This window comes from Kitasatospora sp. NPDC001547, from assembly GCF_042894165.1.
Taxonomy (GTDB): domain Bacteria; phylum Actinomycetota; class Actinomycetes; order Streptomycetales; family Streptomycetaceae; genus Kitasatospora.
This window is the reverse complement of the sequence record NZ_JBIAVL010000006.1, coordinates 282,243-305,937: the sequence shown is the minus strand read 5'-3', so window position 1 is coordinate 305,937 and position 23,695 is coordinate 282,243. Positions and strand designations below refer to the sequence as shown.

Here is a 23,695-nt window from a genome sequence, read left to right as displayed (position 1 = left end):
TCCCTCCTCTCCCTGCGCGGTTCAGAGGGTGCCGAACGCTTCGAGCGGGAACGGCGGTTGGGCGAGCGGCCGGACGGCCATCCGCATCAGGACGAGCTGGTTGTCGTCCGTGCAGACCGGAGTGGACGTCAGCTCGTCGCACCGCACGCACCGGTGGACGACCGTCCAGTCGCCGGTGCGCAGCACGGCGATGGCGATCGGCGACATCCGGCCGTGGCAGTCGCTCGGACCGCCCTCGACCTGGTCGACGACGTGCCGGGAGTGCAGGCAGGACGGGCAGTGGTTGCGCCGCGTGCCGTCGGCGGCGTAGGTGGAGACGGTCAGACCGCACCAGGCGCAGGCGAAGGTGGAGGTCTTCAGGACGGGGGGAGTGCTGGAGGTGCTGGACACCCGGGGTGCTCCTTGCTGGGGGGTTCGTGCGATGGCAGCAAGAGCAGGCCGAGTGGCCTCGACGGTTCGTCAGGCAGGGGCCGTCAGGCGGCGTGGCGAGGCGCACTCGGCGCAAGGCGGGACATCAAGACACCCTCTCGTCGGGCACGCGGCCCGGGTCGTCGACCGGTACGGAACGGCGTCAGCGTAACCACGGCGGTCGCGCCGGCGCCAACGACTTATCCGTCGGCCCGTTCGTCAGCCTGCCCGTCAGCCTGCCCGTCCGCCCCGCTCGTCAACCGGCCCTCGCCGCCGCGCCGGAGATAAAGGGCACGCAGGATGTCCGTATGCAGATGACCAACGTGCCGCAGGCCGCCACGCTCGATGACGCGTCGTCAGTCAGCCGGTCCCTGGCCCTCGCCTTCGCCGACGACCCGGCGATGTGCTGGCTCTTCCCCGACCCGGCCACCCGGCCGGCGGGGCTGGACGGTTACTTCACCACACTGTTCACCCGGCAGTACGTCCGGCACGGGGTGTGCGAGCGGACCGCGGACGCCGCCGCCTTATGGATGCCGCCGCAGGCGCAGGACAAGGCCGTCCCGGACGCGCAGACGCTCGGGGAGCTGACGGCGCTCGTCGGTGACCGGGCCGAGCCGTTCCGGCGCTCCATCGACGCGGCCGCCGCCAACGTGCCGCAGGAGCCGCACTGGTACCTGGCGGTCATCGGCACCGACCCGGCGGCCCAGGGCCGGGGGCAGGGCGCCGCACTGCTGCGCTCCGGGCTGGCCAAGGCCGACGCGGAGGGCCTGCCGGTCTACCTGGAGTCCTCCAAGGAGACGAACCTCGCGGTCTACCGGCACTTCGGGTTCGAGGTGCTGGAGGAGGTCCGGCTGCCGGAGGACGGGCCGGCGCTCTGGGTGATGCGGCGCGGGGCCGGGGCCCGAGGGTAGGACGCGCCCCGGCGCCGGCCCCGGGCAACCCGTCCTCGGTGAAGACCACCGCCGAGCCGAGCGCGTCTGTTCCTCCGCGTCCGTCCGCCGGGTCCGGTCGGGTTCCGCGTCCGAGCCGCCCGGACGCGGTCCCGGTGTGCGGGAAACTCTAAAGAGAAGGAAAAGCGGGCATATGGTTCCAGTAAAGCCGCAGTCGTGGGAGGGCCGATGGAGACGACCATGCTGGAGCCGGACTGGCACGCGCTCGGCGAGCCGGGGGCGGGGCGGCTCGGGACGGAACACCTGTTGCTCGCCGTGGCCGGGGGGACGGGCCCCGCCGGCCACGCCCTCGCCGCCGCCGGGGCGGGCGTGGACACCCTGCGCGCCCTGCTCCGGGAGCGCGAGGGGCGCTGGACGGCCGACGACGGTCCCGCCGCCGTCCCCGCCCGGGAGGTGCTCGGCACCACCGACGAGGACGGGCGGCTGCTGAGCGCGGCCGCCGCCCGGGCGCTCGCCGCCGCGACCGGGCACGCCGGCCGGGACGGCCGTCCGGCCTGTACCGCCGCCGAGCTGCTGCGCGCCCTGCTCACCGACGAGGACGACCGGCCGACCCGCGCCGCCGAACTGCTGCACGCGGCCGGTGTCGCCCCGCAGGCCGTCCTGGACCGGCTGGACGCCGCCCGGCAGCCGGGCGGCGGACTGGACCCGCTGCTGCGACCCACCCGGGAGGCGCTGCTGGCCCGCCGCACCCGGCGGGCCCCGCGCTGGAAGCGCCTGCTGCGGTCGGGCCCGTCCGGTCCGGCGGCCTGGATCCGGCTGGAGGCCGACGCCCAGGCCGAGCGCCTCGGGCGCCGTACGCCCGGCACCGAGCACGTCCTGCTGGCCCTGCTGGCGGTGCGCGAAGTGGCCCGCCACGAACCGGGGTTGGCGGAGGAGCTGGACGCCGGCGAGCTGCTCGCCGGGCTCGGCCTCGACTACGCCCGGGCGCACGCCGCGCTCGGCTCCGGCGTTGTGACGCTGCCCGCCGACCCGCGCGCGGTCGAGGCCTACCTGGCCGAGGCCGAGGGCGCGGGCGGTGATCGGTTGGTCCGGGCGCTGCTGGAGGAGGACACCCGGGCCCGGCGCCTGGTCGAAGCACTGCGGGGCTGAGGAGCTGCCGCGGGGGCGGACCGCAGGGGCGATCCACGTCACCGTCGCCGACGGCCCGCTCGCCGTGGCGACCGGCGCGGCCGCTCAGAGCACCGCGGCGCCGAGCGCGATCGCGCCGAGCACCGCCAGCACCCCGAGCGCGAGGAACCCGTACTCCAGCCCCGCGCGCTCCCGCCCGTCCACCAGCACCTGCCGAGGGTCCGCCGGGTCGTAGCGGACCGGGACGAAGCCGCCGTCCGGCAGCGGGTGGCGGGTGGTGGAGGGGACGGGGGAGAAGACCTCGACCACCCGGCCGTCCGCGGTCTCGAACTGGAGCAGCGGCCGCGGCGGCAGGGTGCGGTCCTCCGGGGCGAGGGCGCGCTCGCGCACCAGCGCCCGGACCGGGACGCCGACCCGGCGCAGCCGCCGCAGGTCGCGCAGGCCGACCGCCCCGGCGAGGTAGGCGACCACGCCGCCCAGCGCGCCGAACACCACCACGGCGAACCCGGCCGTACCGCCCATCGCCGCCTCCCTGTCCGCGAACCCGCCCCGGGCTCCAGTATCACGCGGACGAGGCGCTCTTGACGCCCCGGAGTGGTCCAGTCCACCCTGGGCGACGGCATGTTCCTGTCACCACCGGCCCCGTCGCCCCGGCCGGCCCCGACCACCGCAAGGAGCACCGTCCGTGACCAAGCGCCCCGCCGCCGCCCCCGCCGTCCTCGCCGCGCTCGCCGTCCTCGCCCTCGGCGGCGCCGCCCCCGCGGCCGTGGCCGCCGACGCCGCCACGCCGGCGGCGGTGGTCAGGGTCAGCACCGCCGAACAGCTCCGGAGCGCCCTCGCGGCCGCCGTGCCCGGCCGGACCATCCAACTCGCCGACGGCACCTACTCCGGCAACTTCAAGGCCACCGTCGCCGGTACCGCCACCGCCCGGATCACCCTCGTCGGCTCCGCGAACGCCGTCCTCACCACCCCCACCGGCGGCGGCTACGGCCTGCACCTCGACGGCGCGAGCTACTGGACCGTCCAGGGGCTGACCGTCACCGGCGCCCAGAAGGGCATCATGGCCGACGCCGCGAACCACGTGGTGCTGGACGGCGTGACGGTCCACCACACCACCATGGAGGGCGTGCACTTCCGCAACTCCAGCGCGTACGGCACGCTGCGCGACTCGCGCGTCCACGACACCGGCCTGAGCCGGGACGGCAAGGGCGAGGGCGTCTACGTCGGCACCGCCAACACCCTCTCCGACCACAGCGACCACGTGCGGATCACCGGCAACACCTTCGGCCCGAACATCGGCGGCGAGAACGTCGACCTCAAGGAGGGCACCACCGGCGGCCTGGTCTCCGGCAACACCTTCGACGGCGACGGCCTCACCGGGCGCAACTACGACGACTCCTGGGTCGACGTGAAGGGCAACGACTACGTCATCGAGAACAACACCGGCCGCCGCACCACCGATGACGGCTACCAGACCCACAGCGTCCAGCCCGGCTGGGGCTGCGGCACCGTCTTCCGGGGCAACCGCTCCGACCTCACGGGCGCCACCGGCCCGGACCGGTACGCGATCGACGTGACCGACTACGACGCGGCGAGGTGCAAGGTCACCATCGGTGCGGGCAACACCGTCACCGGGGGCCGGGGCCTGGTGAACCCCGGCGTCCCGGTGGGCTGAGCCCGCGACGGCGCGCCGAGCACCTCCGGCGGACCGCGGACCGCGGCCCGCCGGCTACAGCGCGTCGAGCGGTACGTCCGGGTCGGCAAGCGCCCCGGCGTCCACCACCCGTCCCGAGCGGACCAGTTCGCGGATCGGGTCGGTGACGTCGCTGGATCCTGGCCGCCTAGCCTAGGTGCCCCCTTCTTCTTCGGGGAACCTTCATGCCTCAGATCAACCTGCCCGACGGCACGCCGCCATGGCTCGCCGGGGTGGTTGCCGTCGTCGTCGCGCTCGCCGTGGCCATCCGCCTCCTGGCCGGCGCTGTACTACCCAAGCAGTCAGCGCACCGCCTCACTTGGTGGCGGGAATGGTGGAAGCGGCACAAGTAGCGATCAGCCCCACGACGGCGCCGGGATGCTCATGGCGAGATGTGCACGGTGTCCTGCGAGATGATCGCCAGGCCTTCACCGACAAGGGACCGCAGGCTCTGGTTGTACTCGTCTTCCCCGACACAGAGTTGCCCCGAAGGACGATCAGGGCTGGCCGGCTCACGCCTGAGCTGATGACCGGTTGTTCCATCGCTCCTCCTCCGTCCTGTCGCGCAGGTGCGCGACGAGCCAGGGCACCAGCCGCGGGGCCGCCACGGCCGCCACCCGTTCGGTCGGGTGCAGGAGGCCGAGGGAGCACTGCTCGGCTGTCCAGACGGTCACCCGGGTCAGCGGGGCGGCCGGGTTCACGCCGAGCTCTCCCTTCGGGCCGCAGGTGCTGTTGAAGGGAGCGGTGACGTTCTGGCGGTTCCAGTACGTCCACGCCTCCGCGGCCTTCTCCTGCTCGAAGAGGTGGTAGAGCTGCGGGTACCGGTCCAGGAGACGGACCTCGCGGAACAGGAGCTGGCCGAGCAGCGGGGTGGCCGACGTCCGCAGGTCGTCGGTGGTCGCCGCGGCGAAGGTGAACGTGGAGGCGTCGGCGGCTGGTGTGAGGGCGGTGGCCGTGAAGCGGTGGGAAAGGCGGTCGCGAACGAAGCCGGCGGCCGTCTCGGACAGCCCGGGCTCGATGGTGTCGACGAGCTGGAGCAGTCGACGGTGGCAGGGGTGGAAGCGGCTGAGGTCGAAGAGGGTGCCCATGCCGTCGACGGCGGTGAGGACGAGCTGCCTGTAGAGGTGGTTGTTCATCTCGCCCAGCTCGGCGTAGGACTTCGTCGCGGTGCTCGTGGAGTGGAGCATCAGGTACTCGGCGACGGTCTCGAAGTAGAGGTAGCCGAGGTAGGGCATCACCGGCACGGTGGCGGCCACCTGGTCGAGGAAGTGACCGGCTTCCGGGTGCGTGCGGCCGGCGGCGAGGCCGAGCATCAGGTCGAGCAGCGGTGCGGCGGCGCGCACCCGGTCGGCCACCGACCGGGCCACCTTCTCGTCCTCGGTGGGCGTCAGGGCACGGCGGTGGCGGTCGAAGGCGCGCAGGTGTACGGAACCCAGGCGCAGGTAGTCCAGACCCGCCGCCTCGGCCGTGCGGTCGGGGGTGATCTCGATGACCAGGGGGGTGCTGTCGCGCCTGCTGTCCAGCGCGGGGAGGGTGTCGAGGAGGTGGGCGCCGAGGTTGTGCGGGCGCAGCGCGCCGCCGGGCAGCGGGGTGAGGGGGGAGCCGTAGATCGCGCCGACGAGGCAGCCGGTGGAGGCGAGCAGGTGGCCGCTGGTGCGGACGGCGTCCAGGGAACGGGTCAGGTGCAGCAGGTGCAGGGGGCGGCCGGAGGCGAGGGCGGTGAGCATGGCGTTGCCATCGGGCCGTAGCAGGTGCCCGTTGGGGGTGTGCTGGAGGTAGTGGCGCCAGTGGTCCGGGGTGGCGGCGAGGCCGGCGGGCAGGTGCGTGCCGGTGGGGGAGTCGAGGTCGGTGTGGGCGAGGTCCCAGTCAGATGGCACGGGGCGTCTCCTTTTCGGTCGACAGGGCGCGGAGCGCCAGGTGGACGGCGTGGGTGTCGGTGGCACCGTCGAGGCGGGCCTGTTCGGTGAGCACCACCAGCTCGTGGGCGAGGACGGGTGCCCAGGCGGGGACCTGGAGGCGCAACTGGTGGAGGGCGGGCCACCAGCGGGTGGCGGGGAGGCGGTAGCGGTCGAGGGCGTCGGCGGCCTTGAGTAGGTCGACGGCCAGCCGGTGGCGCCGGTAGGCGGCCTGCTGCTCGGGGGTGAAGGCGTGAGGGGGGACGTCGTGGAGGGCGACGGCGGTGATTGCCTCGGCGCTGGGGGTGTGGCCGAACGCGGTGTGGAGGCTGGCGGGGTGCTGGGTGAGCCAGTTGGCGGCGCGCCGGCCGTGGCCGGGGTCGGTGCGGTCGTTGAGGCGGCGGCAGTCGTGGCAGGCTGCCGCCGCGGCGAGCGCGAGCACTCGGCCGGGTGCGAGGTGGTGGCCGACGGCGAGCAGCTGGACAAGGACGGTGACCCGGGCACCGTGCAGGACGCCGTGGATGGAGGTGGTGGTCTCCATGCGGGCGAACCAGGACCGATCGGGTACCAGGACCGCCGCGGGGTATGGCAGTCTGGGCCGCGCACCCGGACGGACCGGCCGCTGGTCGGCGATCCACGCCAGCGTCGGCCGGTCCATCACCTGGTGGTCGGGCAAGCGGCCCGCGGCCGCCAGCTCGTGCAGCGGCCGACGGGCGTCGGTGCTGGGTGTCGGAGAGTTCATCGAGTCCTCGAAGGGTCAGGTCGGTTCGCATGGGCGTCACGCTGGGCGTGGTGGTGCTGACGATGGGCAACCGGCCCGCCGAGCTGGCGGCGCTGCTGGAGTCGGTGCAGGCCCAGGACGGCGCCGACACCGGAGTGCGCGCGGTGGTCCTCGGGCAGGGCGTCAAGCTGCCCGAGCTGCCCCAGTGGGTGGACGCGGTGGAGCTGCCGGAGAACCTGGGCATCCCTGGAGGCCGCAACGCCGGCGTGGAGCGGCTTCGCGAGCTCGGCGGCACGGATGTGCTGGTGGTGCTGGACGACGACGGACTGCTGCCGCGCACGGACACCTTCCGGCTGATCCGGGAGGCGTTCGAGCAGGACTCGAAGCTGGGCATCGTCTCCTTCCGGATCGCGGACGAGACCGGGTTCACCCAGCGCCGCCACGTCCCCCGCCTCGGCGCCTCGGACCCGATGCAGTCCGGCCCGGTCACGACCTTCCTCGGCGGCGGCCACGCCATCCGCATGACCGTGATCGACCAGGTCGGCCCGTTCCCCGCACCGTTCTTCTACGCCCACGAGGAGACCGACTTCGCCTGGCGGGCCCTGGACGCCGGCTGGGGCATCGACTACCGCGCCGACATGGTGCTCCAGCACCCCCGCACCGACCCGGCCCGCCACGCCGCCTACTACCGCATGACCGCCCGTAACCGTGTCTGGCTCGCCAAGCGCCATCTTCCCGCCCCGCTGGTGCCCGTCTACCTGGCTTCCTGGATCGGCTACACCCTGCTGCGCCGCCCGCCGATGGAGGGCTTGAAGGCGTGGTGGGGCGGCTTCTTCGAGGGTGTGCGTGTGGCATGCCCGCCGCGACGGCCGATGCGGTGGAGCACGGTGCGCCGGATGGCCCAGCTGGGGCGGCCGCCGATCTTCTGACGGGCGCCCCGGCCAGGGTCGGGTCAGGCCCAGATGGCGTGCATCGCGTTGATGACCCGTTGCACGTCGGCCGCGGTCATGGGTGGGTAGCACGGCAGGGACAGCTGCCGGGCAGCGACCTGTTCGGTGACCGGCAGGTGGCACTCCAGCTGCCGGTACGCCGCGAGCCGGTGCACCGGCGTGAAGTGCACACTGGTGCCGATCCCGTGCACCTCACGCAGTGCGTCGGCCACCGTGTCCCGGGACCGGCCACCGACCGGGTCGATCAGCACCGGGTACAGGAACCAGCCGTGCCGGACCCCGTCGAGGACGGCCGGCAGACGCAGCCCCGGAAGGCCTGCCAGGGACCGGTCGTAGGAAGCGGCGATCCGGCCCCGGGCGGCGGTGAAGTCCTCCAACTTCTCCCACTGCCTGATGCCGACCGCCGCCGTGATGTCCGGCATCACACTCTTGAGGCCGGGTACGGTGACCTCGTAGTCGGCCGTGCGCCGCTCGCCGTGCCGCCGCCAGGCTGAGGAGTCGATGCCGTGCCGGCCCAGCAGCCGCGCCTTCCGGACGAGGTCGCCGTGCCCGGCGAGCACGCCGCCTTCGCCGGTGGTGATGACCTTGTTGGCGTAGAAGGAGAGGACGGCCAGGTCTCCGACGGAGCCGACCCGCGCGCCGTCGCGCCAGGCGTGCAGCGCGTGGGCGGCGTCCTCGATCAGCAGCAGCGCGTGGTCGTCGGCCAGCTTGCGGAACGCGGCGAGGTCGCAGGGCTGGCCGCCGTAGTGCATGACGGCGATCGCCTTCGTCCGCGGGGTGATCGCCGCCTCGGCCGCCGCAGGGGCGAGGTTGAAGGTCACCGGGTCGATGTCGGCGAACACCGGGCGTGCACCACACTGGACGACGGTGTTCGGCACCGCGCAGAACGTCAGGCTCGGCGTGATCACCTCGTCCCCGGGCCCGATCCCGGCCGCGAGCAGCGCCAGGTGCACGGCCGCGGTGCAGGACGACACCGCGAACGCGTCCTGCACACCGAGCGCGTCCCGCACGGCCTCCTCGAACCGGGCTGCCTTCGGTCCGTGGGTCAACCAGCCCGAGCGCAGGGTGTCCAGGACCTCCGTCTCCTCTTCCGGTCCGATCAAGGGCCGGTTCCACGGCAGAAACGGCGCGGTGGTGGCGGGCGTGGCCGGCACGTCAACGGTCATGACGCCTCCCACGCGCTGGTGTACTCGGCGCCGTACCGGCGGCAGGCGGCGCTCTCCAGACGGCCGACCTTCCCGGAGGTGACGGCGCCGAGCAGCCCGCGGTGGTTGTCGTACTGCGCCTGCCCGGGGTCGGTGACGGCGCCGGTCAGCACCAGGTCGGCGATCTCCCGCACACCGTCTTTGAGCGCCGTGGCGCACGCGCCGGGCAGCGCCTGCTCGATCCGGGCGAAGCTCACCCGGTAGTCGCGGGCGTCGGCCTCGTCCCGCTCCGGTCCCCGGTCGATCACCGCGCCCGGCACGACCTCGGCCACCGTGGCGGCGATGTCTCCGATGGTGTGGTTCTCCGGGTCGCTGCCCACGTTCCAGGCACCGGTCAGCCGCTGCTCCAGTACCCCGGCCAGGACCCGCGCCACGTCGCCGACGTGTACGAGCGGCCGGCGCTGGGACCCGCCGTTGAGGGGGATGCGGCCGCTGGAAGCCGCGTGGGACGCCATCTTGTTCACCACCGAGTCCAGCCGCTGGCGGGGCGAGGCGCCGTGCACGGTGGCCAGGCGAAGGCACGCCGGCGCGCTCTGCGAGCCGAGGACGTCCGGGAGCCGCCGTTCGGCCAGCACCTTGGTGCGGGCGTAGACGCCCAGCGGGTTGGGCTCGGTGTCCTCGTCCACGGTGCCCTCGTGCAGCCCGTAGACGCTGCACGAGGAGAAGAAGACGTAGTGCCCGACCCCGGCCGCGGTGGCGGCCTCGGCGGCGATCATCGGGCAGGCGTAATTGAGCTCGACCGCCAGCTGCTCGTCCAGCTGACTGGCCGGCTCGCCGACGATCCCGCCCAGGTGCACCACGGCGTCCGCGTCCGCGCTCACGCGGGCCAGCAGAGCGGCGTCGCGCAGGTCCCCGTGCACGAAGCGGGCGGTACGGGGAAGCAGCGCGGTGGGGTCGTCCTCGCGGTGGTAGATCAGCCCGTCCACCACGATGACCTCGTGGCCGAGGGCGGCCAGGTGGTGGGAGGCGACGGTGCCCAGGTAGCCGGCACCGCCGAGCAGTACGACACGCATCAGGGGTGATCCCTTCGTTCAGGCGGCCAGCGCGGCCGAGGTCGGGGCGGGGGTGGGGGTGCGAGGAGTGGTGAACCAGTCCGGGATTGCTCCGGGGGAGGCCTTCAGCCAGGCGACGTAGCGGCTGATGCCGTCGGCCAGGGTGATGCCGGGCTGCCAGCCGAGGAGATCGGTGGCCAGGCGGGTGTCGGCGCAGCCGCCGCGCGGGTCGCCCGCGGGCATGGGCGTCGTGATGAACTCCGCGCCCGGGTAGTGGCCGGCGATCAGCTCGCCGATCTGCCGGACCGTCGTGGCCACGCCGGTGCCGACGTTGACGGTCCGCCCGGCCATCCGGTCGGTGACCAGGGCGAGGACGGTGGCGCGGGCGATGTCCTCGACGTGCACCATGTCCCGCACCTGCCGGCCGCCGCCGTTGAGTCGGATCGGCTGCCCGGTGTGGGCGGACATGGCCATCCACGGCACCATCCACGAGTGCGACCCGGGCTTGGGCGCCTGCGGCTCGCCGTAGACGGAGAAGTACCGCACGATCGCGTGTTCCGTCCCGGTGCCGGAGAGCATCAGCCGCACCTGGTGCTCCGCCCAGACCTTGGTGTTGGCGTAGACGGAGATCGGGTCGAGCGGCTGGTCCTCGGCGAACCGGGACGGGACGTCCCTGACCGGGATGCCGTTGCCGTACACGGAGGCGGAGGAGACGAAGACCAGACGCTTCACCGCGGCCCCGGCGACGGCGTCCAGCAGGACCTGCGTGCCGTGCACGTTGGAGGCGAACGCGATGTCGGGCCTGCGGGTGCACGCCGCGACGTCCGCGTACGCCGCCGCGTGAACCACGAAGTCCGCCCGCCGGGCCATCCAGTTCACGGTGGCCTTCTCCCGCACGTCGCCGAGGACGACTTCCGCCGCATGCCGGTCCACCTCGAAACGGTCACGAACCGGGTGCGGGTAGGCGTCGAAGCGGTCGAGCACAAGCGAGCTGGCCCCGGCGGCGGCGAGCTGCGCGACGATGCGGCTGCCGACCAGGCCGCCGCCACCGGTGACCAGCACCGTGGCGCCGTCCAGCTGCCGCAACCGCGGATCGGAGGACACGTCAGCCATGAGGAATGAACCTCCTGAGGGGGTGTGGTTGGGTTCCGCCAGTGAAACGCCGGATCACCCGGCAGCGGTACGGTGGCGGCCCACCGACCCCGTTCAATCTGTTCAAGATCGTTCCAGGGAGGTTGAGTTGACTGAACGACAGCAGCGCAACCAGCAGCTCGCCGCAGTCATCGAAGAATCCGGGTACACGTACGAAGCCCTCGCCAAGGCGATCCGCACGGTCGCAGCCGAAGCGGGAGAGCCGCTGCGCACCTCCCGCTCGGCCGTCCACTACTGGGTGGCCGGCGGCACGCCGACCGGCCGGACGCCGGGCTACCTCGCCGAAGCCCTCAGCCGGAAGCTCCGGCGCAAGGTGACGCCTGCCGAACTCGGCCTAGGCTGCGAACCGGTCGAGGACGCCATGCACCCCGATCCGTTGGCCGCCGCCGCCGATCTCAGGAGGCTCATCGTGCACCGCCGCCGGGACTTCCTCGCGCTCGCGTTCTCCACCGCCGCCGTCGCGCTCCCGCTCACCTACGACCACCAAGCCGCCGCCGCCATGCTCCGTGCCGTCGCCAACGGCGGGCGGATCGGGGCCGGCGAACTGGAGACCGTACGACAGTTCACCGAGATGTTCCGCACCGCCGACGAACGGCACGGCGGCGGCCACGGCCTGGCCGCCATCACCACCTACCTCGACGACGTCGTCACCCCCATGCTCCACGCGGGCGCCTTCCCGAACGATGAGATCCGCTGCGGTACCTTCGGCGCGGCCGCCGAGCTGGCCACCCTGATCGGCTGGAAATGCCACGATGCCGGCCGGGAGGGCGCCGCGCAGAAGTTCTACCTGCTCGCCCACCAGCTCGCCTGCGAGGGCGACCCCGCTGGACACGCGGCATGGACGATGCGCGCCCTCGTCCACCAGGCCCTCGACCTGAAACAGCCCACCGGCTGCGTCGACCTGGCTCACGCTGCCCTGGAGCGGGCGCGCGGAAAGGTCGACCCTCAGACCGAGGCACTGCTGCTGATCACGGCGGCCCGCGCCCACGGGGCGGACGGCGACAGCGCGACCGCCGCCAAGCTCGTCCTCGCCGCCGAGGACGCCATGCTCGCAGGCGGCGCCGACACCATCCCCGCCTACGCCGCGGCCGCCGGCCCCGCCGTGGCCACCGTGGCCTCCCACACCGGCCGGACCCTGACCGCGATGAAGGACAACAAGGCCGCCGAGCGTCACTACCGCGCCGCCCTGGACAGCCGCCGACCAGAGACCTACCACCGCCTCCGCGGCACCACCCTCGCGAACATCGCCAAGGCCGTCGCAGCCCAAGGACGCTATGAGGAAGCCGTCGGACTGTGGAGCCAGAGCCTCGACCTGATGGACGGCGTCGCCTCCCGCCGCAACCGCACAGAGCTGGACACCATGCACTCCGCCCTCGGTCTCTACGCCAGGCGAGGAGTCCACGGCGCCGCCGAGCTCGCCCGCCGAGCCCAACTGCTCCGCGCGGACTGACCTACGCATTGACCAGCAGGAGGCCAATGAGCACGTTTATGAATTTTCTTGACATGGGTGGTCACGGGTTACGAATTGGAGGGAGGTTTGTCTCGCCGACGCATTGCGCTGGCGAGGGGTCTGTCCAATGAACGGTGCAGGTCTGCGTGACGGCCTGCGGCCAGACCGCGGTGATGGCGTCCGGCAGGCCTTTGAGGCCGTCGCAGACGATCATGCAGACGTCTGCGACGCCGCGGTCATTGATCTCGGGCAGCACGTGCAGCCGGTACTTGGCGCCCTCGCCGCCGTCGCCGGCCCACAACCCGAGGATCTCGCGGGTGCCCTCGACCGTGACCGCGAGCGCGACGTAGATCGGCCGGTTGGCGACCTGGCCGTCGCGAAGCTTCACATGCACGCAGTCGATGAACACCACCGGATAGACCGGGTCGAGCGGCCGGTTCTGCCACTCGGCCATGCCCTCGATCACCTGGTCGGTGATGGTGGAGATCGTCTGCCTGGACACGTCCGCGCCGTAGACCTCGGCCAGGTGCGCGGAGATCTCCCCGTGCGTCAGGCCACGGGCGGACAGCGAGAGCACCATCTCGCCCACCCCGGACAGGCGCCGCCGGCGCTTGCGGACCAGTCGCGGCTTGAAGGAACCCTCGCGGTCGCGGGGTACCTCGATGGCGACCGGTCCGACCTCGGTCAGCACGGTCTTGGAACGGGTGCCGTTGCGCGAGTTCCCGCTGCCCGCGCCAGCCGGGTCGTGTTTCTCGTACCCGAGGTGGTCCGTCATCTCGCCCTCGAGGGCGGACTCCAGGGTCTTCTTCGTCAGCTGCTGCAGCAGGCCGCCGGCACCGGTGAGCTGCAGCCCGCTCGCGCGGACCCGGTCCACCAGCTGACCGATCAACTGCTCGTCCAGCGCGTCCGACTGCAACTCCACCGGCCGCACAGCCTCGACGGCCTCGGCCGAGACGTTGACTTCCTTCATCAGGTGCTTCTCCTTGATCGGGAGTTACACCGTTCTTTTACAGACCCTCCCTCAGCGGTGAACGGACGGGGTCTTGGTTGGCTGCTCGTCGACCAGGGCTCGTGCCGTGTCTCAGACCTCGCCGAGGGGGATGCTCGGGTTCGCCAGGCGGTCGGCGTCCACCGTGCGCTTGGAGACGATCAGTTCGCGGATCGGGTCGGTGACGTCCCAGACGTTGACGTTCATCCCCGCGAGCACCCGGCCGCCGGACAGCCAGAACGCGATGAACTCGCGGGTGGCCGGGTCGCCGCGGAACACCACCCGGTCGTAGCCGTCCGGCTCGACGTAGCCGACGTACTCCATCCCGAGGTCGTACTGGTCGGTGAAGAAGTACGGGATCCGGTCGTACACCGCGTCCGGCTGCCCGAGCAGGGCGCGCGCGGCGGTCTGCGGCTGGTTGAGCGCGTTGGCCCAGTGCTCGACCCGCACATGGGTGCCGAACAGCGGGTGGAAGGCGTTGGCGACGTCGCCGGCCGCGTAGACGTCCGGGTCCGAGGTGCGCAGGTGCTGGTCGGTCTTCACGCCGTCGTCGACCTCCAGCCCGGCCGCCTCGGCGAGGCCGGTGGCGGGGGCGATGCCGATGCCGACCACCACCGCGTCGGCCGCCACCGTCGTGCCGTCGGCGAGCCGCACGCCGCTCACCGTGCCGCTCCCACCGGTCAGTTCGGCCACCTTGACGCCGAGGCGCAGGTCCACGCCGTGCTCCCGGTGCAGGTCGGCGAAGACCTGGGCGACCTCCCGGCCGAGCACCCGCAGCAGCGGCAGTTCGAGGGCCTCCAGCACCGTCACCTCGGCGCCCGCCTCCCGGGCCGCGGCCGCCACCTCCAGCCCGATCCAGCCGGCGCCGATCACCGCGATCCGGGCCCCCGGCCGCAGCGCCGCCCTGATCCGGTCGCTGTCCTCGACCCGGCGCAGGTAGAGCACCCCGTCCTGGTCGGCGCCGGGCACCGGCAGCCGGCGCGGCACCGAGCCGGTGGTCAGCAGCAGCTTGGCGTACTCCACCTGGCCGTCGTCGGCGAGCGTCACGGTGTGCCCGGCCGGGTCGATCGCGGCCACCGCCGTGCCCAGCCGCAGCGTGACGTCGTGCTCCGCGTACCACTGCGGCGGGTGGACGTAGATCTTCTCCCGGGACGTCTTGCCCTGCAGGTATCCCTTGGACAGCGGCGGCCGCTCGTACGGGCGCTCGTGCTCCTCGCCGATCAGGACGATGCCGCCCCGGTACCCGGCCTCGCGCAGCGCCTCGGCGGCCTTCGCGCCGCCCAGGGACGCCCCGACGACGACGATCGGGCGCTCCCGCCCGCCGTCCGCCGCGGTGGTCCCGGTGTCCGTGCCCGCCATGCTCGACTCCTCGCTCTGCGGCCGTGGTCGGGGTCAGCCTGCCGCCGTCCGGGTGGTCTGTCGAGACCGCGCCGGGCGCGCCGCGCCGCGCTCGCCCGTACGAGTGAACGCGGCGCCTCGGCGCCCGGCCTCGGGCAGGTCTGCCGCGCTCCTCACGCGGCGCCGCGCGCCCGGCCCGGCGGCGGTCTCACGCGGTCATCGCGTCCCTGACCAGTGCGGTGTCGGTGAACTGTTCGAAGCGCACGATCCGGCCGCCGCGCACGGTGAAGCGGTGGGCGACCCGGACCGCGAGCGGCTTCCCGGTGGCCCGGTGCACGGCGGTGTAGCGGCCCAGCACCACGACGGTCTCGCCGTCCACCACGTAGGTGTCGTCGTGCGCCGTCCAGTCGTGCCACTCGGCGGCCAGCCGCTCCATCACGTTGGCGGTGACGCCCTTCGGGGTGCGGTAGGTGCCGGCCAGCGGGAACCCGGCCATCTCGGTCCACTCCACGTCCTCGGCCAGGGTGCTGCGCAGCGCGGCCAGGTCGCCCCGGGCGGAGGCCAGGTACTGGCGGCGCACCACGTCGGCGGGGGCGGGCGACTCGGCGAAGGACGCGGTGTCCCGGGGGATCTCGATCACCGTCCGCTCACCCCCACGCCATCTCGCCCATGACGACCTTGGTGCCGATGTCCGCCGCGATCCGCAGCCCCAGCTGCGGGAAGCGCCGCTCCAGCGCCTCCTTGGCGGCCGCCGCGTCCGGGGCCCGGCCGATCTCCGTCTCGAAGGCGCGCAGGTAGGCGCGGGTGTGGTCGATGGCGGTGTGGTCGGTGGGTGCGCCGGCGACCCGGTGGCCGGCCGCCACCCAGGTCGGCTGGAGCGCCTCGATGCCGTCCAGCAGGTCGATCCAGGCGGCCCGTTGGGTGGAGGTGGGGGTGTCGGCGGTCCACACGTGCAGGCCCTCGAAGAGCAGCACCCCGCCCAGCACGGCCCGGTGGTGGTGCTGCCAGAGGTAGTGCCGGTCCGGCAGGTGGAAGTCGGCGCCGCGCAGCTCGAAGCGGTGGCCCTCGAAGACCAGCTCGTCCCCGTGCATCACCTCGGGCCGCACCAGCCGGGTGGGCAGCTCCGGCCCCAGGTGCGCCCAGGCCCGCAGCTTGGGCTCGTAGGTCTCCTGGATGTGCTCGACGGTCGAGGCGGTGGCCAGGAAGCGGGCCTGCGGGAAGGCGTCCTGGACCTCCTGGGCGCCGAAGTAGAAGTCCGGGTCGCCGTGGCTGACGAAGACGGTGGTCAGCCGCTTGCCGGCGGCCGCGATCCGGTCCACCAGGCGGCGCCCGTCGGAGCGGGTGAACCCGGCGTCCACCAGCAGCGCGTCGTGCGGACCGGTTACCAGGACCGAGGTCTTGTTGAGCGAGCTGTCCGGGCTGTCGATGATCTCGAAGTCGAGTGCACTCATGCGCCCGCCCCGCTTCGCTCGGCAGGCGCTTCGCGCGATACGCGCCTGCTGGTCGTCCGCTCACTTCGTTCGCTCACGTTCGGTGTCCTTCCTAGGGGCCGGGCACGCCTCGCCGCCAGGATCGGGGGTCGGCGGCCCGTCCGCATCCGGAAGGGCTAGGGCACCGGTGACCCGGAAGGGCTAGGGCACGAGCGACGGGCCCTCACTGCGGGTCCAGAGCGCGAGGTCGCTGCTGGTGGCCACCGCGAGGGTGCGGCCGGTCGGGGAGAAGCCGGCCGCGCGGAAGGCGGACCAGTCGGAGTCGAGGACCGGCCACCAGCTCTCGCCGGGCTCGCCCTGCCACGGCCCCCGGCCGGTGGCGAGCAGCACCCGGTGGTGCGGCCACTCCGGGGCGGCCACCTCGACGTGCCAGCCGCCCTCGGCGGAGGTGTGCAGTCCGCCGCCCCACATCCCCGCCACCGGGACGCGCACGTCGGCGACCTGGCCGAGGCCGGGGCAGGCGAGGTCCGGGCCGTCCGGGTCCTCGGCGGGCTCGTGGTCGCGGGCCAGCTTGAGGCCGGTCACCGCGTCGAACAGGCCGTGGCCGCTGTGCGAGACCGTCAGCACCAGGTCGTGGCCGCTCTCCGGGTGGACGGCGAAACCGATGCCGAGCAGCCCGCCGACGGCGATCGGCCCCCCGCCGACCGGCCGCCACGGCTCCGGCGGGGAGGTCACCCCGGCGGCCGTGATCCGGTCGCGGAGCTGCTGCTGGTAAGGGGTCAGGGCCATGCGGACGATCATCCCATCCGGCGGCCCGCCCCGGCGGCGGACCGGGCGCGGGCGGTACACCCTCCACGGGCTCGACCCGGCGGGCGGCGCCCGGCTCGGACTCCCCCGGGACGGTGCCGCGGTGAGCGGGGAACAGTGATCGCCGCGCGCGCGTTCCTCCGGTCATGACCGACGACGCCGCTCCCGAGATCCTCCGCTACGCCGCCTTCGCCACCCGCCCCGAGGGCGGCAACCCGGCCGGCGTGGTACTCGACGCCACCGGGCTGACCGACGAGCGGATGCTCGCCGTCGCCGCCGAGGTCGGGTACTCCGAGACCGCCTTCCTCACCCCCGGACCGGCCGAAGGGACCTACCGCGTACGGTACTTCAGCCCGCTCGCCGAGGTGCCGTTCTGCGGCCACGCGACGGTCGGCTCCGCCGTCGCCCTGGCCGAGCGCACCGGCCCCGGGCAGTACGTCTTCGCGACCGCGGCCGGGGACGTCCCGGTCGAGGTCGAGCGCGGCGCCGACGGACTGCTGCGCGCCACCCTCACCAGCGTCGAGCCGAAGGTCGAGGAGGTGCCGGCGGCCGACGTGGCGGAGGCGCTCGCCCTGCTCGGCTGGTCCGCCGCGGACCTCGACCCGGCCCTGCCGCCCCGGCTCGCCTACGCCGGCGCCCGGCACCTCGTCCTGGCGGTCGCCACCCGCGAGCGGCTGGCCCGGCTCGACTACGACTTCGACGGCCTCGCCGACCACATGCGCGCCCGCGACCTGACCACCCTGCAGCTCGCCTGGCGGGAGGCCCCCGAGGTCTTCCACGTCCGCGACCCGTTTCCGGTCGGCGGCGTGGTCGAGGACCCGGCCACCGGCGCCGCCGCGGCCGCCTTCGGCGCGTACCTGCGGGACCTCGGCGCGGTGACGGCTCCGGCGGTGCTGACGCTCCATCAGGGCGACGACCTGGGCCGTCCGGGCCTGCTGCGGGTCGAACTGCGGGCCGGGGACACCCGGGTGCGGGTCTCCGGCACGGCGGTGGCCATCGGCTAGCGCCGCCTCCGGCCCTCTGAGCGGGGCCGAACCCCTCGGTGCAGGCCGCCTCCGGAAGAAGCTCCCGTGCTCGACTCCGCGCTCAAGCGATCGCTCCGGCAACTGCGTTCGGTGCGGGCGCGCAGACCCGACGGGAGCGACCCGGCCCGCCTCGCCGGTTGGCGGGAGGAGACGGCGGAGGCCCTGGACGAGTTGGCCCTCCGGCTCGTCTTCGCGTCCGACCGGGCGCGGGCCGCGGCGGAGGCGGAGCGCGAACGGGCGCGGGCCGCGGCCCTCCGGTCGGCGGGCGCGGAAAATCGGTCGCGCCCGTCCGCCCTGGTGGGCGAAGCTGCTCCGATGCAGCGAGCGAGCAACCGGACCGTGACGGTCGATCTGACGTACGGCGACGAGTACTTCGGGCAGCTGGGCCCCTTCGAGGTGGAACTCGGCTGGTGGTCCTCCGTGGACGAGGTGGTCGCCCGGGCGACGGAAGCGGCCGGGGTGCCGGTGCTGGTGGCGCGGCTGGTCGAGGGCCGGAGCGGGGAGCCCGGCCACGGCGGGCGGGTGCGCTACCACGCCGAGGCGCTGCTCCGGCCGACCGGGATCGAGTCCGGGGCCCCGGACGGCGGCACGGCCGCGCTGCTCGGCCCCGCGGAGCACCGGGCCGCCTGGGCCACGCCCGCCGGGCTGCGGGAGGCGCTGGCCTGGGCGGAGGCGGAACTCGCCGCCGTCGGCCGCCCGTTGGCCGCGCCCGCGCGGCAGGTCCGGACGTGGAACCTCTCCGGCCTCTTCCGCCTGCCCACCTCCACCGGGGCCGACGCCTGGCTGAAGACCACGACGCCCGCGTTCAACGCCCGGGAGGGCGAGGTCATCGCGCTGTTCGGCAGCGTCGACCCCCGGCTCGTCCCCACCGTCCTCGCCGCCGACGCCCCGACGGGGCGGTTGCTGCTCGACCACGTCCCCGGCGAGGACTGCTGGAGCCCGTCCGCCGGGACCGTCGCCGAGGTCGTCCCCCGGCTCGTCGCCGCCCAGGCGGCGCTCGCCGACCGCCCGGCCGACCTGGCCGGCCTGCGCGACCGCACCCCCCGCGCCCTGGCGGCCCAGCTGACGGCGCGGCTGGACCGGCTCGCCGAGGAGACCGACCTGACGCCCGAAGAGTTGGAGCGCCTGGCCGGCTTCGCCGCCGAACTGCCCGGGCTGTTGGACCGGCTCGCCGGCTGCGGCCTGCCCGAGACGCTGCTGCACGGCGACTTCCACCCCGGCAACTGGCGCTCCGACGGCACGGGCACGGTGGTCGTCGACTACAGCGACTCCTGCCTCGGCCACCCGGCCCTGGACGGTTTGCGCCCGCGCGCCTACCTCGGCGAGGAGGCCTGGCAGCACCACGCCCGGGTGTGGACGGAGGCCTGGCGGCGGCACGCCCCCGGCTCCGACCCGGGGCGCGCCCTCGAACTCGCCGAGCCGCTCTACCACCTGTCCTACGCCCTGCGGTACCAGGAGTTCCTGGACCACATCGAGCCGAGCGAACGCCCGTACCACGAGGGCGACCCGGCCGCCGAGCTCCGCGCCCTGCTGGCCTGCCGGCCCGCGGACCGGCAGGCCGGCCGGGCGTAGACTGCCGGGGTGGAACGACCGACGCCGGCCCCCGGAGCCTCCGGGACAGCCGTCCTGCCCGAGCTGCCGTTGCAGGAGCTGGAGTGCTTCTCCGTCCTCGTCCACCAGTTGCACTTCGGGCGGACGGCGGAGCGCCTCGGCGTCTCGCAGGGGCGGGTGTCCCAGCTGATCAAGCGGCTGGAGAGCCGGGTCGGCGCCCCGGTGTTCCGACGGACCAGCCGCCGCGTGGAGTTGACCGCGCTGGGACGGGCGCTGGCCGAGCAGGTGGTGCCCGCCTTCGAGCGGCTGCGGGAGGGGTACGAGGCCGCCCGGGCCGGAGCGGCCACCGCCCGGCCGCTGCGGCTGGGCTTCCAGTGCGCGGTGTACGAGCCGGTGGCCCGGGTGATCGCGAGCCTGCCGGAGGGTACGGCGCGGCTGGTCGAACTGCCGTGGGCGGACCCGTTCTCGCAGCTCGCCCGAGGTGAGATCGACCTGGCCATCGTGCTCGCCCCGTGCCGGGAGCCGGGGCTGGAGGTGCTGCTGGAGTTCTCCCGGCAGCCGGTGTACGTGGCGTTCTCCGCGGCGCGGCGCCTCGGCGGGGCGGACGGGGTGAGCGCCGAGGAGCTGGCCGCGCTGCCGCTGGTCGAGCCGCGCGGCCCGGCGCCCGAGTACTGGCGGCGGGTGAACGCGCCCCGGCGGACGCCGGACGGACGGGAGCTGTGCTACCCGGCGGGTGCGGCCACCATCCAGGAGGGACTGTCGATGGTGGCCAGCACCGGCCAGGGGCTGCTGCTGTGCGAGCGCAGCACGACGTACGTCCAGCGGCCGGACATCCGCTTCCTGCCGGTGCCCGAGCTGGAGCCGACCGCGCTGGAGGTGGTCCGGAACGAGCGGCGGCCGCACCGGCTGGCGGCGGAGTTCGTCGAACTGCTGGCCGCGCACGTCGACTGAGCCGGGACTACACCGGCTGGCTGCCCTGCCGGCCGGGCCGCCGCTCGCGCGGCCGGGTGAGCAGGGCGAGCAGCAGCCCGACGGCCGCCAGTCCGGCCGCGGTGAACAGGACCGCGCGGTTCCCGGCCCGGTCGACGACCAGGCCGCCGGCGAAGGAGCCGAGCGCGATGCTCGCGTTGAACACGCCCGCCCAGACCGCCGCCGAGGCCTCGAACCGGGCCGGGGCGGCGGTGCGGACCCAGGTCTGGGTGGAGACCGACACCCCGCCGTACGAGGCGCCCCAGACGACCAGGACGAGCAGCACGGCGACGACGCCGGTGGCGTACGCGAGCAGGGCGGCGGCCAGGGCGACGCCGCTGAGGGCGAGGGCGACGGCCGTCTTCGGGCGGCGCCCGGACAGCGGGCCGAGGGTGAAGTTCCCGGCGACGCCCGCGAGTCCGTACACCAGCAGGCAGGCGGCGAGCACGCCGCTGCCGAGGCCCGCCTCGGCTTCCAGGACCGGCCGGACGTAGGTGTAGCCGGCGAAGTGGCCGAGCACGACGAGGCCGGTGATCGCGATCCCGGCGGCGACGCCCCGGTGGCGCAGCGCGCCGGCCAGTCCGCCGAGCCGTCCGCGCTCGTGCGCGGGCAGCGCGGGCAGCGTGGCGGCGAGCACGGCGGCGGACCCGGCGCCGAGCAGGGCGAGCGCCCAGAACGCGGCGCGCCAGTCGAGCAGGGCCGCCAGGTAGGTGCCCAGCGGGACGCCGAGGACGGAGGCGATGGAGATGCCGGAGAAGACCAGTGTCATGGCGAGCGCGATCCGCGGACCGTCGGCGAGGCGCGGACCGATGCCGGCGGCGAGGCCCCAGACGATGCCCATGGCGACGCCGAGCAGGACGCGTCCGGCGGCCAGGACGGCGAAGTCCGGTGCCAGCGCGGTCACCGCGTCGGCCAGGGCGAGGAGCAGCATGAAGGCGACCAGGACGGTCCGGCGGTCGCGCCGGCCGACGAGCAGCGGGGCGAACGGGGAGAGGACGGCGGCGATCAGGCCGGTGATGGTGAGGGACAGGCCGGTGACCCCGTCGGTGACCCCGAGGCTGCGGGACATCGGGGTGAGCAGGCCGACCGGCATCATCTCGGAGGACACCACGGTGAAGGTGGCGAGCGCGACGGCGAGGACCGGGGACCAGCGCAGGCCGGTGGATGAACCGGCCGGTGGGGCAAGGGTTTCGGCGTTCGTCATGCGGCCAGCTCACCAGCCGGCGAAGGGGCCGGACAAGATCGATGAGCTCATCGACCCATTAGCCGGGCTCATCGATCAGTCGGCGTGCCGGAGGTTCCCGGTGGCGCCCGTCGCCGTCGCCGCCGTCGCCGCCGTCGCCGTCGTCGCCGTCGTCGGCGGAGCGGGCGGGCGCCACCGGGGCGGACTCACTCCGCGGGGTCGATCCGGTAGCCGCCGCGGGCCGAGTGGAGGCTGAGCGCCTCCACCGGGCAGAAGTCCACCGCCTCGCTCAGCCCGTCCGTCAACTCCGCGCCGCCGTCCGCGTACTCGGCCAGCGGTGCGGCCAGCCCGTCGGCGCCCAGGGCCAGCGAGTCGGGGGCGCTGCGGGCGCACATCCCGGAGCCGATGCAGCGGTCCCGGTCGACCCGGACGAGCACCGGCTCGGTGTCGGCGCGGCCCGTCACCAGACCACCCGCAGGGCGTTCGGGCTGCGGGTGAGCAGACCGCGCCGCCAGTCGATCAGCTCGACCGGGTCGGCCAGCCGCAGGGCGGGCAGCCGGCGGGCCAGCCGGTGCAGGGCGAGCTCCAGCTCCATCCGGGCCAGCCAGGCGCCCAGGCAGTGGTGCGGCCCGGCGCCGAAGGTGAGCGTGGGCGCGGCCAGCGGGGAGAACAGCTCGGTGCGCAGGTCCTGGGTGAAGACCGACGGGTCGTGGTTGGCGGCGGCGGCGTCGGCGGCGACCACGCTGCCGGCCGGGATGACCACGCCGCCGATCTCGACGTCCTCGACGGTGCGGCGCATCAGTCCGGGCATGTGCTCCTGGGCGTCGCCGAGCGGGACGGCGCGCAGCAGCTGCTCGGTCGCGGCGGCGGCGCCGGCCTCGTCGGCCGCGAGCCGCTGCCAGGCCTCGCGGCCGTCCTGGAGCAGGTAGACCAGGGCGTTGCCGAGGCTGGTCATGGTGGTCTCGTGCCCGGCCACGACCAGGCCGATGACCAGCGCGACCAGCTGGCCCTCGGTGATCGAGCCGTCCTCGGCGGCGGCCGCGAGCAGACTGCTCACCAGGTCCTCGCCGGGGGCGGCGCGGCGTTCGGCGATCACCTCGGCGCCGAAGGCGGCGAACTCGGTCATCGCGGTGACGATCTCGTCGGCGCTGTGGGCGGTGATGGAGAGCGCGTGGTCGCTCCAGTGCGCGAGCCGGTTGCCGTCCAGGTTGTCCAGGCCCATCAGCCGGCTGATCACCGCCACCGGCAGTGGGCGGGAGTAGCCGGCGATGATGTCGGCGGGGGAGCCGTGGTCGATCAGCTCGTCGATCAGCGACTCGACCACCGAGGCCACCCAGGGCCGCCAGCGTTCGATCGCGCGCGGGGTGAAGGCCCGCTGCACGGTGCGGCGCAGCCGCTGGTGCTCGGTGCCGTCGATGTTCAGCATTCCCTGCGGGTCGTCCAGGATGTTGGGCGTGACCGTGATCGGCGGGGCGTCCGGCGCGTAGAGCGGGGCGCGGCCCAGCCGCGGGTCGGTCAGCACCTGGCGCACGTCGGCGTGCCGGCTGACCAGCCAGACCGGCGTGCCGGTGGGCAGCGCGGCGAGGCGGGGCGGACCGGGTTCGAGCCGGCGCATGCAGTGCAACGGGGGGAGCGGGGCGGTACCGGCGCTGGTCGCACTGTTCTCGGTGGACATCCGTACTCCAGACTCCAGAGCGGTGGGCCGCGGGGTGCGGCCCGACGGGGGGTGGATCCGGGGATGGTGCAGGGGGACGGGTGGTGCGGCCGGCTGGCGGCTCGACACGGGCCGGGTGCGGTCGGGCTCCTACGGGGGGTGGCGCGAAATGTGCGGGGGCGTACGGTCGGAACGCCCGCGGCGCGGTCGGCGCGCGGTCGCGCGCCGACGGGTGGGGCGGGTGTGCTGAGCGTGGTCGCGTGGAC

Annotated in this window: 23 protein-coding genes and 1 pseudogene; 9 read left to right on the top strand and 15 right to left on the bottom strand. The window is 74.2% G+C overall.

Annotated features, from left to right (window positions below):
* Positions 1–21 precede the first annotated feature (21 nt).
* On the bottom strand, positions 22–390 hold the full coding sequence (locus tag ACFY0X_RS14780) for an RNHCP domain-containing protein (protein ID WP_387753870.1): 369 nt from the start codon (positions 388–390) through the stop codon (positions 22–24).
* Positions 391–716: 326 nt separating this feature from the next.
* On the opposite strand from ACFY0X_RS14780, the gene ACFY0X_RS14775 reads away from it, so the two are divergent.
* Positions 717–1,319 carry a GNAT family N-acetyltransferase gene (locus tag ACFY0X_RS14775; protein WP_387753868.1) on the top strand — a complete coding sequence of 201 codons (603 nt, stop codon included), beginning with the start codon at positions 717–719 and terminating at the stop codon, positions 1,317–1,319.
* Positions 1,320–1,526: 207 nt separating this feature from the next.
* On the top strand, positions 1,527–2,447 hold the full coding sequence (locus ACFY0X_RS14770) for a Clp protease N-terminal domain-containing protein (protein WP_387753866.1): 921 nt from the start codon (positions 1,527–1,529) through the stop codon (positions 2,445–2,447).
* A gap of 84 nt (positions 2,448–2,531) precedes the next feature.
* Here ACFY0X_RS14770 and ACFY0X_RS14765 read toward each other — a convergent pair whose 3' ends face one another.
* Complete coding sequence (locus tag ACFY0X_RS14765) at positions 2,532–2,948, bottom strand: DUF3592 domain-containing protein (protein WP_387753864.1); 417 nt, start codon at positions 2,946–2,948, stop codon at positions 2,532–2,534.
* Positions 2,949–3,111: 163 nt separating this feature from the next.
* Here ACFY0X_RS14765 and ACFY0X_RS14760 point away from each other — a divergent pair, with 163 nt between their 5' ends.
* On the top strand, positions 3,112–4,101 hold the full coding sequence (locus tag ACFY0X_RS14760; RefSeq protein ID WP_387753862.1) for a right-handed parallel beta-helix repeat-containing protein: 990 nt from the start codon (positions 3,112–3,114) through the stop codon (positions 4,099–4,101).
* Positions 4,102–4,304: 203 nt separating this feature from the next.
* Positions 4,305–4,472: a hypothetical protein gene (locus tag ACFY0X_RS14755; RefSeq protein WP_387753861.1), complete on the top strand. Its 168-nt coding sequence runs from the start codon at positions 4,305–4,307 to the stop codon at positions 4,470–4,472.
* 159 nt (positions 4,473–4,631) lie between these two features.
* On the opposite strand, the gene ACFY0X_RS14750 is transcribed toward ACFY0X_RS14755, so the two are convergent.
* Together ACFY0X_RS14750 and ACFY0X_RS14745 are read right to left on the bottom strand one after the other, a co-directional pair.
* A complete protein-coding gene (locus tag ACFY0X_RS14750; protein ID WP_387753859.1) occupies positions 4,632–5,996 on the bottom strand; it encodes a hypothetical protein in 1,365 nt (454 codons plus the stop codon).
* Positions 5,986–6,756, bottom strand: coding sequence for a hypothetical protein (locus ACFY0X_RS14745; protein ID WP_387753857.1), 771 nt, complete (start codon positions 6,754–6,756; stop codon positions 5,986–5,988). The genes ACFY0X_RS14750 and ACFY0X_RS14745 overlap by 11 nt, the downstream gene beginning before the upstream one ends.
* Before the next feature lie 29 nt (positions 6,757–6,785).
* Between ACFY0X_RS14745 and ACFY0X_RS14740 the strand changes: the two genes are divergently transcribed.
* A complete protein-coding gene (locus tag ACFY0X_RS14740; RefSeq protein ID WP_387753855.1) occupies positions 6,786–7,664 on the top strand; it encodes a glycosyltransferase family 2 protein in 879 nt (292 codons plus the stop codon).
* 23 nt (positions 7,665–7,687) lie between these two features.
* Here ACFY0X_RS14740 and ACFY0X_RS14735 read toward each other — a convergent pair whose 3' ends face one another.
* Genes ACFY0X_RS14735 through ACFY0X_RS14725 form a run of 3 tightly spaced genes read right to left on the bottom strand, consistent with a single transcriptional unit; the run spans position 7,688 to position 10,995 of the window.
* On the bottom strand, positions 7,688–8,851 hold the full coding sequence (locus ACFY0X_RS14735) for a DegT/DnrJ/EryC1/StrS family aminotransferase (RefSeq protein WP_387753853.1): 1,164 nt from the start codon (positions 8,849–8,851) through the stop codon (positions 7,688–7,690).
* Positions 8,848–9,903, bottom strand: a complete 1,056-nt coding sequence (locus ACFY0X_RS14730) for an NAD-dependent epimerase/dehydratase family protein (RefSeq protein WP_387753851.1) — start codon at positions 9,901–9,903, stop codon at positions 8,848–8,850. Before ACFY0X_RS14730 ends, ACFY0X_RS14735 begins: the two co-directional genes overlap by 4 nt.
* An 18-nt stretch (positions 9,904–9,921) precedes the next feature.
* Entirely contained in the window at positions 9,922–10,995 is a 1,074-nt protein-coding gene (locus ACFY0X_RS14725; RefSeq protein ID WP_387753849.1) for an NAD-dependent epimerase/dehydratase family protein, read from the bottom strand.
* A gap of 127 nt (positions 10,996–11,122) precedes the next feature.
* Here ACFY0X_RS14725 and ACFY0X_RS14720 point away from each other — a divergent pair, with 127 nt between their 5' ends.
* On the top strand, positions 11,123–12,484 hold the full coding sequence (locus tag ACFY0X_RS14720; RefSeq protein WP_387753847.1) for a tetratricopeptide repeat protein: 1,362 nt from the start codon (positions 11,123–11,125) through the stop codon (positions 12,482–12,484).
* A gap of 127 nt (positions 12,485–12,611) precedes the next feature.
* Here the strand turns inward: ACFY0X_RS14720 and ACFY0X_RS14715 are convergent.
* The 5 genes and pseudogenes from ACFY0X_RS14715 to ACFY0X_RS14695 all read right to left on the bottom strand — a co-directional run.
* Positions 12,612–13,454, bottom strand: a pseudogene (locus ACFY0X_RS14715) (IS256 family transposase); the annotation flags it as partial.
* Positions 13,455–13,565: 111 nt separating this feature from the next.
* Positions 13,566–14,831, bottom strand: a complete 1,266-nt coding sequence (locus ACFY0X_RS14710) for an NAD(P)/FAD-dependent oxidoreductase (protein ID WP_387753844.1) — start codon at positions 14,829–14,831, stop codon at positions 13,566–13,568.
* A gap of 187 nt (positions 14,832–15,018) precedes the next feature.
* Positions 15,019–15,450 carry a nuclear transport factor 2 family protein gene (locus tag ACFY0X_RS14705; RefSeq protein WP_387753842.1) on the bottom strand — a complete coding sequence of 144 codons (432 nt, stop codon included), beginning with the start codon at positions 15,448–15,450 and terminating at the stop codon, positions 15,019–15,021.
* 7 nt (positions 15,451–15,457) lie between these two features.
* Positions 15,458–16,261, bottom strand: a complete 804-nt coding sequence (locus ACFY0X_RS14700) for an MBL fold metallo-hydrolase (protein WP_387753839.1) — start codon at positions 16,259–16,261, stop codon at positions 15,458–15,460.
* Between the two features lie 180 nt (positions 16,262–16,441).
* Entirely contained in the window at positions 16,442–17,029 is a 588-nt protein-coding gene (locus ACFY0X_RS14695) for a hypothetical protein (RefSeq protein WP_387753837.1), read from the bottom strand.
* 164 nt (positions 17,030–17,193) lie between these two features.
* Between ACFY0X_RS14695 and ACFY0X_RS14690 the strand changes: the two genes are divergently transcribed.
* From ACFY0X_RS14690 to ACFY0X_RS14680, 3 genes are all read left to right on the top strand, one after another.
* Positions 17,194–18,051: a PhzF family phenazine biosynthesis protein gene (locus ACFY0X_RS14690; RefSeq protein ID WP_387753835.1), complete on the top strand. Its 858-nt coding sequence runs from the start codon at positions 17,194–17,196 to the stop codon at positions 18,049–18,051.
* Positions 18,052–18,117: 66 nt separating this feature from the next.
* Positions 18,118–19,644, top strand: a complete 1,527-nt coding sequence (locus ACFY0X_RS14685; protein WP_387753833.1) for a phosphotransferase — start codon at positions 18,118–18,120, stop codon at positions 19,642–19,644.
* Positions 19,645–19,653: 9 nt separating this feature from the next.
* Positions 19,654–20,574: a LysR family transcriptional regulator gene (locus tag ACFY0X_RS14680; RefSeq protein WP_387753831.1), complete on the top strand. Its 921-nt coding sequence runs from the start codon at positions 19,654–19,656 to the stop codon at positions 20,572–20,574.
* Between the two features lie 7 nt (positions 20,575–20,581).
* On the opposite strand, the gene ACFY0X_RS14675 is transcribed toward ACFY0X_RS14680, so the two are convergent.
* The 3 genes from ACFY0X_RS14675 to ACFY0X_RS14665 form a co-directional block, all read right to left on the bottom strand.
* A complete protein-coding gene (locus ACFY0X_RS14675) occupies positions 20,582–21,796 on the bottom strand; it encodes an MFS transporter (protein ID WP_387753829.1) in 1,215 nt (404 codons plus the stop codon).
* A 185-nt stretch (positions 21,797–21,981) separates the two neighbouring features.
* On the bottom strand, positions 21,982–22,239 hold the full coding sequence (locus tag ACFY0X_RS14670; protein WP_387753827.1) for a ferredoxin: 258 nt from the start codon (positions 22,237–22,239) through the stop codon (positions 21,982–21,984).
* Positions 22,236–23,450: a cytochrome P450 gene (locus ACFY0X_RS14665; protein WP_387753825.1), complete on the bottom strand. Its 1,215-nt coding sequence runs from the start codon at positions 23,448–23,450 to the stop codon at positions 22,236–22,238. Before ACFY0X_RS14665 ends, ACFY0X_RS14670 begins: the two co-directional genes overlap by 4 nt.
* Positions 23,451–23,695: the final 245 nt, after the last annotated feature.

Coding starts and splice junctions, on each gene's coding strand:
- ACFY0X_RS14775 (WP_387753868.1), top strand. CDS start 717: ATGCAGATGACCAACGTGCCGCAGGCCGCCACGCTCGATGACGCGTCG.
- ACFY0X_RS14770 (WP_387753866.1), top strand. CDS start 1,527: ATGGAGACGACCATGCTGGAGCCGGACTGGCACGCGCTCGGCGAGCCG.
- ACFY0X_RS14765 (WP_387753864.1), bottom strand. CDS start 2,948: ATGGGCGGTACGGCCGGGTTCGCCGTGGTGGTGTTCGGCGCGCTGGGC.
- ACFY0X_RS14755 (WP_387753861.1), top strand. CDS start 4,305: ATGCCTCAGATCAACCTGCCCGACGGCACGCCGCCATGGCTCGCCGGG.
- ACFY0X_RS14745 (WP_387753857.1), bottom strand. CDS start 6,756: ATGAACTCTCCGACACCCAGCACCGACGCCCGTCGGCCGCTGCACGAG.
- ACFY0X_RS14740 (WP_387753855.1), top strand. CDS start 6,786: ATGGGCGTCACGCTGGGCGTGGTGGTGCTGACGATGGGCAACCGGCCC.
- ACFY0X_RS14735 (WP_387753853.1), bottom strand. CDS start 8,851: ATGACCGTTGACGTGCCGGCCACGCCCGCCACCACCGCGCCGTTTCTG.
- ACFY0X_RS14730 (WP_387753851.1), bottom strand. CDS start 9,903: ATGCGTGTCGTACTGCTCGGCGGTGCCGGCTACCTGGGCACCGTCGCC.
- ACFY0X_RS14725 (WP_387753849.1), bottom strand. CDS start 10,995: ATGGCTGACGTGTCCTCCGATCCGCGGTTGCGGCAGCTGGACGGCGCC.
- ACFY0X_RS14710 (WP_387753844.1), bottom strand. CDS start 14,831: ATGGCGGGCACGGACACCGGGACCACCGCGGCGGACGGCGGGCGGGAG.
- ACFY0X_RS14700 (WP_387753839.1), bottom strand. CDS start 16,261: ATGAGTGCACTCGACTTCGAGATCATCGACAGCCCGGACAGCTCGCTC.
- ACFY0X_RS14695 (WP_387753837.1), bottom strand. CDS start 17,029: ATGGCCCTGACCCCTTACCAGCAGCAGCTCCGCGACCGGATCACGGCC.
- ACFY0X_RS14690 (WP_387753835.1), top strand. CDS start 17,194: ATGACCGACGACGCCGCTCCCGAGATCCTCCGCTACGCCGCCTTCGCC.
- ACFY0X_RS14675 (WP_387753829.1), bottom strand. CDS start 21,796: ATGACGAACGCCGAAACCCTTGCCCCACCGGCCGGTTCATCCACCGGC.
- ACFY0X_RS14665 (WP_387753825.1), bottom strand. CDS start 23,450: ATGTCCACCGAGAACAGTGCGACCAGCGCCGGTACCGCCCCGCTCCCC.